Annotated in this window: 13 protein-coding genes and 2 pseudogenes; 5 read left to right on the top strand and 10 right to left on the bottom strand. The window is 60.0% G+C overall.

Annotated features, from left to right (window positions below):
• The first annotated feature begins 338 nt into the window (after nucleotides 1-338).
• Together AC3D25_RS18780 and AC3D25_RS18775 are read left to right on the top strand one after the other, a co-directional pair.
• Nucleotides 339-794: a hypothetical protein gene (locus AC3D25_RS18780; RefSeq protein WP_488889966.1), complete on the top strand. Its 456-nt coding sequence runs from the start codon at nucleotides 339-341 to the stop codon at nucleotides 792-794.
• A gap of 90 nt (nucleotides 795-884) precedes the next feature.
• Nucleotides 885-1664, top strand: a pseudogene (locus AC3D25_RS18775) (MFS transporter); the annotation flags it as partial.
• Between the two features lie 666 nt (nucleotides 1665-2330).
• Here AC3D25_RS18775 and AC3D25_RS18770 read toward each other — a convergent pair.
• From AC3D25_RS18770 to AC3D25_RS18760, 3 genes are all read right to left on the bottom strand, one after another.
• Complete coding sequence (locus AC3D25_RS18770; protein ID WP_488889965.1) at nucleotides 2331-2651, bottom strand: CcdB family protein; 321 nt, start codon at nucleotides 2649-2651, stop codon at nucleotides 2331-2333.
• The gene (locus AC3D25_RS18765; protein ID WP_488889964.1) at nucleotides 2652-2894 is read right to left on the bottom strand and encodes a type II toxin-antitoxin system CcdA family antitoxin; all 243 of its coding nucleotides are present in this window, start codon (nucleotides 2892-2894) and stop codon (nucleotides 2652-2654) included. It abuts the gene before it with no gap.
• A gap of 388 nt (nucleotides 2895-3282) precedes the next feature.
• Nucleotides 3283-4281, bottom strand: a complete 999-nt coding sequence (locus AC3D25_RS18760; RefSeq protein WP_488889963.1) for a hypothetical protein — start codon at nucleotides 4279-4281, stop codon at nucleotides 3283-3285.
• 174 nt (nucleotides 4282-4455) lie between these two features.
• On the opposite strand from AC3D25_RS18760, the gene AC3D25_RS18755 reads away from it, so the two are divergent.
• From AC3D25_RS18755 to AC3D25_RS18745, 3 genes and pseudogenes are all read left to right on the top strand, one after another.
• Complete coding sequence (locus tag AC3D25_RS18755) at nucleotides 4456-6747, top strand: TonB-dependent siderophore receptor (protein ID WP_488889962.1); 2292 nt, start codon at nucleotides 4456-4458, stop codon at nucleotides 6745-6747.
• Between the two features lie 407 nt (nucleotides 6748-7154).
• Nucleotides 7155-7463, top strand: a pseudogene (locus tag AC3D25_RS18750) (integrase core domain-containing protein); the annotation flags it as partial.
• Between the two features lie 261 nt (nucleotides 7464-7724).
• Entirely contained in the window at nucleotides 7725-8135 is a 411-nt protein-coding gene (locus AC3D25_RS18745; RefSeq protein WP_488889961.1) for a hypothetical protein, read from the top strand.
• 434 nt (nucleotides 8136-8569) lie between these two features.
• Here AC3D25_RS18745 and AC3D25_RS18740 read toward each other — a convergent pair whose 3' ends face one another.
• The 7 genes from AC3D25_RS18740 to AC3D25_RS18710 all read right to left on the bottom strand — a co-directional run bounded on the left by AC3D25_RS18740 (nucleotide 8570) and on the right by AC3D25_RS18710 (nucleotide 13250).
• Nucleotides 8570-9748: a GlxA family transcriptional regulator gene (locus tag AC3D25_RS18740; RefSeq protein WP_488889960.1), complete on the bottom strand. Its 1179-nt coding sequence runs from the start codon at nucleotides 9746-9748 to the stop codon at nucleotides 8570-8572.
• 130 nt (nucleotides 9749-9878) lie between these two features.
• A complete protein-coding gene (locus AC3D25_RS18735) occupies nucleotides 9879-10643 on the bottom strand; it encodes a CbtA family protein (RefSeq protein ID WP_488889959.1) in 765 nt (254 codons plus the stop codon).
• Nucleotides 10644-10656: 13 nt separating this feature from the next.
• Entirely contained in the window at nucleotides 10657-10866 is a 210-nt protein-coding gene (locus AC3D25_RS18730) for a CbtB domain-containing protein (RefSeq protein WP_488889958.1), read from the bottom strand.
• 68 nt (nucleotides 10867-10934) lie between these two features.
• A complete protein-coding gene (locus AC3D25_RS18725) occupies nucleotides 10935-11288 on the bottom strand; it encodes a nitrile hydratase accessory protein (protein WP_488889957.1) in 354 nt (117 codons plus the stop codon).
• A 12-nt stretch (nucleotides 11289-11300) separates the two neighbouring features.
• Nucleotides 11301-11927, bottom strand: a complete 627-nt coding sequence (gene nthA / locus AC3D25_RS18720; RefSeq protein ID WP_488889956.1) for a nitrile hydratase subunit alpha — start codon at nucleotides 11925-11927, stop codon at nucleotides 11301-11303.
• Between the two features lie 43 nt (nucleotides 11928-11970).
• Nucleotides 11971-12714 carry a nitrile hydratase subunit beta gene (gene nthB / locus AC3D25_RS18715; protein ID WP_488889955.1) on the bottom strand — a complete coding sequence of 248 codons (744 nt, stop codon included), beginning with the start codon at nucleotides 12712-12714 and terminating at the stop codon, nucleotides 11971-11973.
• Nucleotides 12715-12746: 32 nt separating this feature from the next.
• Complete coding sequence (locus tag AC3D25_RS18710) at nucleotides 12747-13250, bottom strand: DUF1097 domain-containing protein (protein WP_488889954.1); 504 nt, start codon at nucleotides 13248-13250, stop codon at nucleotides 12747-12749.
• Nucleotides 13251-13280 lie beyond the last annotated feature (30 nt).

Genomic DNA, 13280 nt, shown 5'->3' with positions numbered 1-13280 from the left:
CACGAGCGACGACGATGCACTCGTTTGCTAGGGAGCAACGGAGCAACCCGGGACGGGAGCAGATCCGTTACGGCAAAGGTCAGCTAGCGCCGATGCGTGGACGTGCATAAAACATACTGCGCTCAAGTGGCATGTAGAAATGGAGTGAAAAATATGACGACAGCAGCAATTTTTGACGGTGATGGTATGCTGATCGACCTCGTCGATCAGCGTGCATGGTCGGGCAAGAAGCCTTAGCCAAGTTCGGGCACACCGTGACGTTCCGCCAAGTGCGCGGGCAAATCGGGAAGCGTGGCGATCACCCCATTCCCGTATTTTAGAACCGACCGGACACGATCATGAAGTTATGGAAGATCCTCCATCGGGCGACCTTAACCGGAAGTGCCGCCGCGTTTTCGTCAGCTTTGGTCGCGGCGCGCCTTGCGCGTTCCGAAGGTGCTTCGATATATGCGCCGCTCAATGCCGTTACGCATTGTCTCTGGCCGCGGACTGCCTTCTTCGAGCAACGTCCGAGCGTGCGGTACACGGCAACTGGCGCAGGGGTTCATTGGGGAAGCAGCATCTTTTGGGGAGTTCTCTTCGAGGCGCTGCGCGGCGCGGAAGAAGACCCCGCCCGGATTGTCAACGCCGCGGTACTGACTGCCGGCGTCGCTTACGTAGTGGACTACCATGTCGTGCCGCAGCGAGTGACTCCGGGTTTTGAAGCTCACATTCCGCGAAGCCGCTTCGGCTGGATCTACGGCGCTCTCGCGCTCGGCCTTTCGGCGGCAGCAATGGTTCGTGCAAAACGGTGATGGGCGCGGCGTCGAGGACGCCCCAAAGTCGTGTGCATAGTGCATGCGCTCGAAGTGCCGGAAAATGAAAAACATGGTCGTAGAATCGACCTGCTGCGCCGCCTTGTGCCGGAATCGCCGCGCTGGCTCAGTGAACGAGAGCGCATGGCGGAGGCGGATCGCGCGTTGAACGCTTTCGAGACCAGCGTGAAGGGCCCGGTACCCGCCATCGCCAACCTGGCTGAATACGAAACGATGGCAAACCGTCATCCGAAGCGTCGGCGGCTGGACCTGATCGGGCCGGCGTACATCAAGCGCACGATTGCTGTCGCTCTGCTGTGGATGACGTGCGGCGTGATCCAGTATGGCCTTTCGACGTGGTTGCCGACGATCTACAAGACCGTCTATCACGCACCGCTGCAACTCGCGCTCAATCTCGCGGTGGCGGCTTCCGTGCTGGGCGTCCTTGGCTCGCTCACCTGCGCGCTGGTAGTCGACAAAGTTGGCCGAAAGCCGGTCATCAACTTGTCGTTCGCATTGTGTGCGGTGTCGCTAGCGCTGGCCGGTCTGTTTCACGCGCAGTCGGTATATGTGGTGGCAACGCTCTGCTCAGTTGCGCTCGGTCTAATGGCGTGTGGGTTCATTACGGCGTACGTATACACACCGGAGCTCTATCCGACCAGCATTCGGGCGTTCGGTTGCGGTCTCGGCGGCGCGTGGCTGAAGGTCGCGGCGATCTTTGCGCCAGCGCTGGTTGGCAACACGCTCGTTGGCGGCCATTTAGACATCGCCTTCTATGCGCTCGCCGTTGTGCCGATGATCGCGGCGATCGCCGTGCACTTTCTTGGGATCGAGACGAAGGGTAAGGTGCTCGAACAACCTGAGGCATGACAGGTTTCCTGCACGGCACATTTTCCGAGAGCCTTTAAATGGGTCGGCGCAATATTGAACGACGATGCGGAGTCGCTCTTTAGACTCCGATAGCGAAATGGTGTCGGGGCCTGAAATACAATCAGCAACCCGACGCCATGACGCTCGTCGCTCAAATGACCGAAATATAGGAGATAGGGCACACCATATTGAGCGGCCCGGTCGGGTAATCGAGGGGACGCATAGTCCGCTTCGTAGGCAGCATAAACAAGTTTGCCGATCGTCAGGCGATGCAGGCGTCTGCCGCGCCGAACGCAGAACAATAAGGCGCTGCCGAGTTACTGGGCGCAAGAGACGACGAGTGTGGTGGCGCTAGGAGAGACGTTCCGCGACTGAAGGTGCTGTCCGCTCCGACGTCAGGTCAGCCGGTCGCTGACTCTTGCGGAGCATGCTGCGCAATACGACAAGCGCTTCGAAAGCCCGGAGAAGCGCCTTCCGCATCGTTTCGCGATCGCGAAACGCTGGCGCCTGCATTACGAAGTTTAATAGTTCACGTAGGCGAGCGTGCCGTACAAAAACGCACGCTCGCGATCACGCACGGAAAGGCGCGGCATTACACAGAATCACCGTGGCCACCGATGCGTTGCCGCGCCACGAGCACCCCGTCGCCAAGTTAGCTTTCCCCGATCAGTAGGCACCGAAAATTCGATCAAGGGCGGCTAGGATGGCTTCGCGCTCATTTGAAAGAGAGCCGATCCGTCTGCCTAACGCGTTCAATGGGACAGCGCTCATGCCGGGTGTATCAAGGAAACATCGCTCGCCGTTTATCTCGAAGACAGGTAGTAAATCAGATGGCCTGCCTGAAAATGCGAGGTGCGCAACGGGTCGCAACGGGATAACGATACGCGTGGGTAAAACACCGACGTGGGTGCTTTGAATATCCAGTAGATAAGGCGCCAGTCGTTGCATTTCCTCATCGGGGTTCGCGTACAGATCAAAACGCGCCACTTAGAAGGTCCGATGTTTGGCAAGCGGCAGCCCGTCTCGGTCAACCATTGCGGTGTACGCGGTTACCAATTCGGCGTTATCGTCGGCCCAACGGCGAGCCTCCGCTTCTTGAATCTCCTCACGCACGCCGCGCTCGCTTGCACGCGACAGATTGATCCCCAAAGCCTTGGCGCGTTCCAAAATTTCAGGCGGCAGCGTGACATTTGTAGACTTGCGCGGTCGAACTTCAAGTGCCTTTCCCATGTGCATTATCCATGTTGAATTTCATGTGGATTATCCTCCGCATCTTTGACGTAGACAAGTGACCTGAGCTAACAGAAGCCCGAGCTTTTGGTTGCAGTACCGTGGATAGACGATAGTTTTTTCTGTAAGACCCGTTATTTGGGGAAAAATCTTCATAGGCGGGCGAAATCGGGTGTTTTACTTGGCGCCGGGTCAATTCATCGGTTTGTCGAGGATTTGACAGTGCTTTGCTATGAATGGGGTCACCTCGGCCACTGAGACCGGTGCATCCTCCGTGCACCGCGGGAAGTTGACGAAGATGCGAATTCGGGCAACTTGGACAAAATCGCTCATCGCTGTGTTTCGAAGGCGATCATATCCGCATCATCTAACCGCCAAAAAATCTCTCTCAAAAACGCATGCCAATTCCGGCTTCAATCACATCGGTATCGCGATCGTAACGTGTAACGACGCGGTTCCAGGTCAAACGCGTCAACCATCGTTGGCCAAGCCGGTAGCTGGCCGATACCGAGAGGAGCCCCGAGATGCGGCCATCGCCGGTCCGGTTTTCGGGTAGGTCGTCGTTTTGCGTGATCGCGACGTAAGGCCCGATGCCGGCAGACAGGGCTAAACGGTCATCGAAGAAGGCGCGCGTGGCCCACAGTTGCGCTGCGACACCGTCGCGGCGCGACTGAACATGGCCGCCCTCGTGAATATACGAAGCGGTTGCATCGACGTACCGCCATATGCCCCGCCTGTATTCCAGGCCGCCGGCTAGGGCCGATTCAGAACCATTGCCGTTTAGGATCGTCGCGCCAATCATCGCAGTGATTTCGTTTTTGGTGGCGCTCGTTGTGCGCGAGATGGGGCGCTCTCGTGGACCCGGCTCGTCGTTTCCTTCCAGTTCGTAGCCTACGCCGAACAGCAACGCAGTCGTATCGAGCCCGCCAAAGACCTGGGCGTGATTCAGTTGAATCTGGGCAATCCAGCGTCTGTCGAAGTACCACGCTGCACGCGCGCTCCACAACGCGCCCCAACCGTGAGTATTCGAATAGTCTCGACCGGCACCTGCCGCAGTCGTGTCGAAATATCGATAAGGACCGACTCCGGCCGAAAGCTCCAGCCGATCGTTCAACGCCGGCAGTCTTGCCCAGACTTGGAGGGCCGGGCCGTCGCGATGGTGGTCAGGTATATGCCCCTCGTTTATCCACGAAAAGCTCCACACCGCGTAGCGCCCGAGACCTTCGCGGTAAGTCGCATCCCATGAATAGGAATTCGCGCTGTCGCTCACGAGCGGACCGGCGAGAACTGAAAATTCTTGTGCATACGCCGCGGACGGAAACGCAAGTAGGCCGCCAACCAGAAGCGGTATCGATAGAGGGCCGCGAATCGATCGAGCTTTTTGCATACGCGTTCCGAGGCGTTGGTTAGCGGGAAATGTAATGGATAAATGGTCGGGGCGGAACCCGACGCGGGTTTCCACGAGAGGTCTTTGCAGGACCCCGGCCGTAAATTGCGCTTTCCTTAGTTGCGAATGCGAATCCGTCTCATTTAGAATGAGGCCATTTTTAGGAATCATTCTATGGTTGGTCTTTCCTTAGCGCGACGTCAGCCGCGCGCGTCCACGGCAACTCTTGGCAGCCGGCCAAAGCGCGGCGCTTTTCGGCCTGCCGCGCTCATGCTGGCAATCGCAGGCATGACGCCAATAATCGTCCGGGCTCAGACGAGTCCGGAGGTGACCGCCACGGGCAGCAGCGTCCGCACCGGCGCTTTGACGAACGAGACCGTACCCGCACCCGGTACAAATGCGAGGACAGTGGCGGAAACGACTGAAGATGCGCAGTTGCCAGTCGTCAAAATTCAGGCGAGCGGCGAAAGTGAACAGGCTCCGACAGAGATGACGCACGCGTACACCATTCAGTCGACCACGGCAGGCAGCAAGATCGCGCTGTCGCCCAAAGAAACGCCGCAATCTGTTTCAGTGCTCACGCGACAACAGATGGATGATTTTCAGCTGAACAGCATCAACGACGCGCTGAGGCAGGTGACGGGCGTGACCGTCGAATCGTACGATTCCTACGCCACCGATTACACGTCCCGTGGATTTCACATTACCAACCTCCAGTTCGATGGGGTCGGCATTCCGCTGATTTATACAGCCCAATATGGCGACCTCGACATGGCGCTGTTCGACCGAGTGGAGGTGCTACGCGGCGCCGACGGACTGAATGCCGAGACAGGCAACCCATCGGCTACAGTGAATTTCATCCGTAAGCGTCCGACCTATCAGTTTCAGGCGTCCGCCAACATTTCGTACGGGTCGTGGGACACGAAACGGATCGATGTCGATATCTCCGGACCGCTGAACAGGGCGGGAACTGTGGCGGGGCGCTTGGTCGCTGTTCACCAGGAGGGCGATTCCTATACCGACCGTCTGCAGCCCAGCAAGGATCTCGTCTACGGTGTGGTGGACATTAACGTGACCCCGACCACACTGGCAACCCTGGGTTTCAGCTACGAGTACAACAAGCTAAAAGGCGCGAGTTGGGGCGGCTTGCCCTTCCTCGACGCATCGGGCAACCAGCTCGGTTACAGCGTAGGCGCAAGCATGGCGCCGAAATGGGCCTACTTCAACACCCAGGAGCAGCGCGCTTTTGCGGAACTGACGCAGCAGCTAGGCCAGCGGTGGTCGTGGAAAACGTCGGTCAACTACAACGACATCTACAACGACGCGAAGTTTTTCTACCCCTACGGTTCGCTGAACGCAGATGGGTCGGGGGTCAATTCGTATACATCGTCGTATGTCTCGTCGAACCATCAGGTAGTGCTCGACTCGAGCGTGACCGGCAAGATCGATCTGTTTGGCCGCACGCATGACCTTGCTTTCGGCGCCAATTTTTCGCGTTCGCAGTTTTCGAATCCGTCTGTCGAAGGCGATGGCGACGGAACGCCCGTCAGCTATGCCGATTTGCTGGCGGGTAGCTACCCGGAACCGGCGTTTGGGGATGCCACTTCCCACATCAATTATCTCGATGTCAGGCGCTCGCTCTATGCCTCGTCGCGGTGGAGTTTGACGGACCGCGCGCATCTGCTTCTGGGCATCAATTACACGCAAGCGGCGAGCAGTGGAAGCGCCGATGGAAGTCCATACGATCAGCAATCGTCTGGATCGGCGCCATACGTCGGGCTCACGTACGATCTGACCAACCAGATCACTGCGTACGCGAGCTTTACCAAAATCTTCAATCCGCAGTACCAACTCAACATCGACAACCAGTTGCTCGGACCCGCGCGTGGACACAGCTCCGAAGCAGGGATCAAGGGTGCATTTTTCGATAACCGCCTGAACACCTCGCTCACGGTGTATCGCGTGCATCAGTCGAATATCGCCGCATCGGCGGGATTCAACGCGAGCACGGGAAACTACTTTTACTCCGGGGGTGACGCCACCTCGCAAGGTGTCGAAGCCGAGGTTTCGGGGCAAATCGCGAACGACTGGAACATTAGCGCGGGCGCGACGATTCTGCGCGTGATCGATGACAATGGACAGTCGACACAGCTCTTTGTCCCACGGAAATCCGCGCATTTGACCACGACTTACCGCCTTCCTTATCTTGACCACAAGCTGACTGTGGGCAGCAGCCTTCGCTGGCAGAGCGCAACGAGCTACGTCGAGGACGGCGTGGGTACGGCGACTCAGGGCGCGTACACGGTCGTCGACTTCATGGCCCGCTACGATGTGAACCGACACTTCACCGTCACTGGAACGTTGAACAACGCCTTCAACAAGAAATACTGGTCCACTATGGAATACAGCTACGGGACCTATGGGGCGCCGCTGAACGGTAGTGTGAATTTGACGTGGCGTTATTAAATTACTGAGCGATGTAATGGTGCGTTAGCCAAAAGTGCGCGAGGGGCGACGCGTCCGACAACTGAGCGCCGCAAGGCTGGACGGAGTCGGGGGTCGTTTCCCGATGCGAACGAAATTCCGCAGAGAGGGGCACGGCCGAGTCACCCTGGATGACACCGCGCAATGCAAATCAATCGATTGCTTCTCGGCGGAAGTGAGTTGTAGCATTTGCGATCCTCTCCTCGAATCTCCTGGCAACGGCACGCCGCTTTCCGGCATGGTCGCGGCCTCCGAAATAAGCTCGATCAGCAATGGCGCAGATAGCGCGGCGTGGCTTGACGGCAAGTAGTTGGGACCACCGGCGCCCAGGTTCAGTAGGAGCTCACGTTAACAATTGCGATGCCGACACAGTTTCGTGTGCCGATAGTGCCCAATACGTCAGCATTCGCTATAGCGAGCGGCTCGCCGAAGCAGGCATCGACCCGTCGGTCGGCAGTCGGGGCGACAACTACGATAATGCCCTCGCCGGAACGACCAACGGCTTGTACAAGGCTGAACTGATTCATCGCCGCACCTGGAAAACACGCGATTCCGTCGAGTTGGCAACGCTGGAATGGGTGGCCTGGTTCAATCACCATCGGCTGATGGAACCGCTCGGCTATATACCGCCCGCAGAAGCGGAGGCACACTACTACCAGCAATTGAGCAATACCATCGCTGTGCCGGCATCAACTTAAACCAACCAGCCTCCACGATTCCCGGGGCGGTTCAAGTCTCGCGCACTCGTTTTCATACACGCAGACCGCCGACAGCGACGAGTTCACGTCTCTATTCGCCTTTACAGGTCTCCCACCATGGGCATCCTCAAAAATTTGTTGAGCCGCGATACATGGAGAGGGATTGACCTTGAATTCGGATATTTTTAGGGAAAGAACGACAACCGCGAGTACACAATCCTCGGCGGAATCCTTTTCGCGTTGTCTCTCGCGAGCTTTGCGTTGAAATGGACCGATCCACAGGGGTATCTCTACGCTCTCGGCCCGAATTTGCTAGCGGGATTCCTCGGTTCGGCTGTCACCGTTTTCGGGTTCGACGTTATCCTTCGTCGGCGCCAGGAACGGCTCAACTTGCCGATCCGCACAGCCATCTACTACCACGTCTGCGTCCTGTCCAAAACGGCGATGATGAGGCCGATGCTTTCGATGGTAAAGAACTGCGACCCACGCCTTGCCAGTCTCTACGGGTGGCGGCACCTTCTCCACGACGCGCTAAGATACTCGTTCATCAATGATGATAAGAAGTGGACCGAGGATATCAGGGAAGGGGTAGCGCAAACGCTCGAGCGCTATATCGGATACCTTGAACCCCGAACGGTTGGCCATCTGCAGCGCATCGCGGGGGCTGACTAGGCTAAACTCGGAAGCCGAGGAATTAGGATACCCCTTTGCGTTCCGATCCATCACGCCAGTGATGATATTGCTGCCGAGTGGGCTAATTCAATCGTTGCGCTGCATGAATGGACGTGGCGGGAAAGAGATAAGCTCGCGAAAGCGGGTGTCCGCAACATCAGAGCGCCATTCGTCCCGCTGGCGTTCCCATCGTTCGCGCCCGCGGTGAACGACGGGCCCTCTAATCCGCAATCGAGCAGCTCGAATGCAGAAGCGCCGCCCGCCGAGCAACGATGACTCTTAATTCTCCGCCCGGCGCAGAAAAGCCTCAGCTTCCCACCTCGTTCCCACCGGCTTTGGCAAGATGTTCGAAGAGGCGGAACAGACGAAGGAGTTCGACCGCTAACGTCCGCGACAATGGCGGATCACACGGACTTAGCGGGACGCGGATGCCCTTATCGGCTTCCGCCGAAATTGCGGTGGATCGGGTTCGACGTCGGCATGGGGTGCGGGTCGCCTACGGTCGCGACATCTTGCGTCCGGGCGGCGGCGCCATCGTGAAGCGCACTTTCACTTCCGTCCGCCCGGTCTGTTTCCTGGCGCAGAGCAACCAACTTTTGACTCGCGCCTGCGTCCGGCGATCCGTTGCTCGAGCGGAAGCGCTCGCGATAGTCGGCGGGATTGATCTGCAGGCGTCGCTGGAAGATGCGCCGGAAACCTTCGGTATTGTCGAAGCCGCAGCGGCGCGCAATGTCGCGCAGCGGCAGGGCGGTGGCTTCGAGATAGTGACGCGCGGCGTCGATACGCGCGTGGTTCAGGAAGGTCATGGGCGTCACGCCGCATTCCTTTATGAAGGTGCGCGACAGATTGCGCGCGCTCATGTGTGCGCGCTCGGCGAGCGAGCTCACCGTATGGTCCACGTGCAGGTGATCGAGCATGTACTGCTGCAACGAGACGGTCTGCGACGAAGGCGACGCCTGCACTTCCAGTAGCGGACTGAACTGCGACTGCCCGCCCGCGCGGCGAAGGTAGACCACCAGATACTTGGCGACATCGAGCGCCATCTGCCGGCCGAAGTCGTCTTCGATCATGGCGAGCGAAAGGTCGATGCCGGCGGTGACGCCCGCTGTCGTGAAGATGCTGCCGTCCTGCACGTAGATGTGGTCCGGTTCGATGCGCGCCTTCGGAAAGGTGGCGGCGAGGCGCGGCACGTCCATCCAGTGTGTCGTGACAACCCGATTGTCGAGCAGCCCCGCCGAGCCGAGCGCGAACAGCCCATTGCAAATGGCCGACATCCGCCGGCAACGCTTGTATTGATCCTTGAGCCAGCCGCTGAGCGCGGGATCGTCGAATGCTTCGAAGATGCCGAGACCGCCCGGCACGATGATCGTGTCGAATTCGGGGCAGATATCGAAAATAGTGCGGTCAGGCACCGTGGTTAGTCCGCTCGACGACTGCAGACTGCCGCGCGTGGTGCCGACCGTCAGCATTTCATACTCGCATGCGCCCTGGCTCAAGATCTTGACCTCGGCGAAGGCGTCTTTCGGGCCGGCAATGTCCAGCAACTGGAAGCCCGGAAACACCACCATGCCGACTTTGATGCGCTTCACGGCGCCGTTCGTGGCTCCATTCATGGTCCCATCTCCGTCAGGACGGACAGCTTGGGAATGCGCGAGCCGCAGGCAGCCCGCCGGGCATGCCGTGGATTTTCGCGCACCGCGTCGCCGGGCGAGGCCGTGCGTGAACTCAGTCTATCCAGAATCGTCACAGCCGGCCATCGGCCATAAAGGCGGCCGCTTGCGCATGCTGCGCCTCACCGCGCGCAAGCGGCAGGCAGCGTTCGGCCAGCGCTCCGAACAGCAGGCCGATGACGGTCCACATGATGGCCTGCATGCCCAGCGCCGCGATGCGGAATTGCCAGAGCAGCGTGGCTGGAAATGTCGAAGGCACTTCGTTGATGACCGGCAACGCGCACTCCACGGCCGCGACCACCGCGACGAACACCGCACCCGCCGCGATCGACGCATTCCACGCACCGAGCCGCGCGAGCAGGAAACGCCGCACCTGTAGCGACATCACGAACGCGGCAATAGACACCGCGATCATCAGGAAGTACAGCCCGGTGCGTAGCCCGATCGTGTCGGGGTCGCCGACCGATGGGGGGTTCGCCGGATATATCAGGCCCGGCGCGACGGAGAGCGTGATGAACGCGGCCACCGCAATGACCGCCGACAGCGTGCGCGCGCCACTCTTTCCGGCGCGTCCGTAAGCATAGGCGAAGGTCAGCGCGAACAGGCCGCCGAACGCCGCGCCGTAGGTCACCACGCCCGTCAGGAGGCCGAGCCCCGCCTGCGTTTCGCGGCTGACGAGTTCCGGCTCCGGCGCTTCCCCGCGCTGGGCCGCCGCGTGCTCTTCGAAAGAAATGGCCTGATCCACGCGCGGCTCGCCGGCGATCTTCGCAAAACCGAACGTCACGAGTCCGGCGACGACACCCGCCAGCATTCCGCGCACCAATAATTGTCTGACCATGACGACCTCGCGATTAGTGGCAGGGAAAGCCGAGCAAATGGCGGCCGTCGTGCACGAACTCATGCACGACCATGCCGGGAACAAGCGACGTGGCGCCTTCCTCGGCGCCCACGAAGTAGAGCGCAAGCAGCATCAAAAGACCGCCGAACAGCGCCCACGGCAGGAGGTCGCGTAGCGGGATCGGAGTGAGTTCGGCAGCGGGTTGGAGAACGGCTTCGTTCATGGCAGGCATCCTTCGTTGTAAGTGTCGGGTAGGGCAGACGGTTGAATAGTTCAACGCAGACTCGCAGGTCAAGCGAGCGCAACAGGGCGGCGCGCGATCATGATGGCCGTGAGCTCGGCACGGGACAGCACGCCGCTCGCTTCGACCACGTGGAGCAGAGCTTCGAGAAAACGCTCGTAGTAGTCCCAGTGCGGCGGGTTCTCGCAGTCGGCGGGCGCGTTTTCCCAGCGCGCGATGGCCGCGATCAGGCTCTGTCGAAAATCCTCCCACTCGAAGCAGCCCGCTTTTGAAAGCGACAACGCGAGACCGAAGACATCGCGTTCCCAGCGGTTGGTGAAAAGCAGCTTGCCGTCGAGCCGGGGCGGCGAATCAGTGGCGCCGAGCATGGAAGCCGCGGCGTATTCCTCGAAGCGTGTGAACATCGCGTGCTCCTTTCAAGCGGCCGCGGGCGAGGCGACCAGCGCGACACCCATCATCGACTCCGGCGTGACGAGCGCCGCGAGTTCGGCTTCGCTCAACTGATCGGTGTTCGCCGGGCGCTCCGGCACCACGAACCAGCGGATCTGCGCGCTGCTGTCCCACACCTTCACGTCCTTGCCCGCAGGCACGTCGACGCCGAATTCCTTCAGCACCGCACGCGGCTCGCGCACGCCGCGCGCGCGAAACACCGGGTCCTTGTACCAGTACGGCGGAAGTCCGAGCACCGGCCACGGATAACACGAACACAGCGTACAGATGATGAGGTTGTGCACCGCTCCGTCGTTGGCGACGGCCGCCATGTGCTCGCCTTCCGCACCGGTCATGCCCTTCGGCAAGTCGAGTTCGGCGATCGCCGCGGGCGCATCGGCGACGAGGCGCTTCTTGAACTCGGGATCGACCCAGGCGCGCGCGACGATCTTCGCGCCGTTGAACGGCCCGGCCATCGTCTCGAAGTGTTGAAGAACCGCGTCGACGGAGTCGCTCGCGAGCACGCCTTTTTCGATCAGCAGCGCTTCGAGCGCGCGCACCTTGGCGGCGCTCGACGCTTCCCGATCTTCGGAAAACTGGAACAGGTTGGTCATGACTTTCTCTCTAGTTGTGCTGACAGGTGACGAAGTGCGCGCTTCAGTTCGAAGGCAGGACGTAGGCTTCATAGAGGTCGGCGTAGATCGTGGTTTGCGCTTCGCTCTTGCCCGCGCCCCAGATGCCGGCGGCGTCGAAAGCCACGCGATACACCGGCATCGGCGCGCCGATACCATCGGGCCCGGTCGATACGAAATACGAGAACGCACCCGGATACACCAGATCGATCACGCCGGTCCTGTTGCGCAAATAGCCGGGCAGGCGCGTGTGATCGACCGCGTCCGGATCGGCGATACGCACGGTATCGCCCGCCTTGAAGCGCGCTTGGGTGTCGAGCGCATGCGCGCCGGAATCGCCTTTTTCGAGGTACGCGTCGATCTGTGCGCTGATCGCCTCGCTCGGTTTTTCAGGCAGGGCTGCATCCGGATTGGCCTGAAAATAAGCGGTTTTCTCAGCAAGCTCGTCCGCGCTGATGTAGCCGCGATCCACGAAGAACTGCGAGATGCCGCCCAGCCATTTTTCGTAATAGCGGTACTTGAAGTACTCGAACGGCTGCATGTCCTCGGCCCCCGTTCGCAGCGACGCCCAGGTCCAGTCGTCCTTGAACGAGGTGGGCAAGTCTTTCACGGGATACGCGTGAAGGGCATCCGACAGGTGCGCGCTTTCGGCCATCATCACCGTGTGAATGCCGAAGATGCGCTTCTCCCACAGTTCGACGAACACACGCGTTTCCGTACTGACGGGCCCGAGATTTTCGATGCCGCCAAGGTGGTGTTGTAGTTTCACAATGCACTCCGTAAAACGATGAACGAAAGGTTTCAGCTCAACTGATGGGCGCGCTTGAACGACAGTGCGTCGCCGAGGCGCTCCGACACGAAGCCGAACAGCGCACCCGTAACGAGCGCCGCGGCGGCGATGAGCGCCGGATTACCGAGGCCGCTCGTGGTGATCGGATGGCCGGTCGCGACGGTCGTGCCGACGGTGGAAGCAAAGCCCCACACGATGGCCGGCAGCACGTCGAGTATCTTGACCTTCGAGGCCTGCACCATGAGCGCGCTGCCTATACCCACCGCCACCGCCGCACCGAACGGCGTGCTGGTCGTCGTGGCGATGCCGAGGAGCGTGAGCGAACTGATTACGAGGCCGGTCAGATTCGACGCCACGCTCTTGACGAATCCGGCCGTCCCGCCGCCCAGCACGAAAAACGAAGCCCACGCGATGAACGTGACCCACACCGGCACGGGGAAAATGGTCCCCGTGAGCCAGGTGTCGGCCACCGCCAAGACTCCGATGCTCAATGTGTATGCTTCCGGCTTTTTCATCGACGTGCTCCTGGGTAAAGAAATTGAGGG

It is taken from the genome of Caballeronia sp. SL1002 (assembly GCF_057814995.1).
The sequence above is the reverse complement of the archived record's forward strand: the minus strand, read 5'-3'. Positions and strand labels throughout refer to the sequence as shown.